The sequence below is a fragment of the Amphritea sp. 1_MG-2023 genome (genome assembly GCF_030547545.1).
Classification (GTDB): domain Bacteria; phylum Pseudomonadota; class Gammaproteobacteria; order Pseudomonadales; family Balneatricaceae; genus Amphritea.
In genome coordinates, this window is the sequence record NZ_JAUOQE010000076.1 from 1 (window position 1) to 1,099 (window position 1,099).

1 protein-coding gene is annotated in these 1,099 nt (G+C 57.2%); it reads left to right on the forward strand.

The window, feature by feature from the left end:
* Window positions 1-1,099: VCBS domain-containing protein (locus Q4488_RS18725; RefSeq protein ID WP_303582115.1), on the forward strand; the 1,099-nt coding region annotated here is incomplete at both ends.

A 1,099-nucleotide genomic window follows, 5' to 3' on the forward strand; every position in this document is an offset into this window, starting at 1 on the left:
ACGGCACCTTAACCTTAGATACTTCCACCGGTGACTACAGCTACAGCAAGAATGCCGCTGCGATCGAAGCCCTGGATACAGGTGACACCGACAGTGATCTGTTTACGCTGACGGTCACCGATGCGGATGGCGCTCTGGTCACGCAGACTTACACGGTCAATGTCACCGGTGCGGATGATGCACCGACCCTGGATGCGATCACCAGCGGCTCGATTGCTGAAGTGGATCAGTCCAGCAGCACGACCGATGCGAACTTGAGCGGTACCTTAAGTGGCGCGGATGTCGATGGTGATACCTTAACCTACGGTATTGCTACCGGATCGGTCACGGGTACCACCGCCACCTTGGCGGGGACTTACGGCACCTTAACCTTAGATACATCCACCGGTGACTACAGCTACAGCAAAAACGCTGCCGCGATCGAAGCCTTGGATGCGGGCGATGCTGTTAGCGATCTGTTCACCCTGACCGTGACGGATGCCGACGGCGCACTAGTGACGCAGACCTACACGGTCAACGTCACCGGTGCGGATGATGCACCGACCCTCGATGCGATCACCAGCGGTTCGATTACCGAAGTGGATCAATCTAGTTCGACTACGGACGCTAACCTCAGCGGCACCTTGAGTGGTGCGGACGTCGATGGTGATACCTTAACCTACGGTATTGATACCGGATCGGTGACGGGTACCACGGCCACCTTGGCGGGGACTTACGGCACCTTAACCTTAGATACATCCACCGGTGACTACAGCTACAGCAAAAACGCTGCCGCGATCGAAGCCCTGGATGCAGGTGACACCGACAGTGATCTGTTTACCCTGACGGTCACCGATGCCGATGGTGCCTTGGTCACCCAGACTTATACGGTCAGCGTCACTGGTGCGGATGATGCACCGACCCTCGATGCGATCACCAGCGGCTCGATTGCCGAAGTCGATCAATCTAGTTCGACTACGGACGCTAACCTCAGCGGCACCTTAAGTGGCGCGGATGTCGATGATGGCGACACCCTGACTTACGGTATTGATACCGGATCGGTCACGGGTACCACCGCCACCTTGGCGGGGACTTACGGTACGCTGACCCTGGATACTTC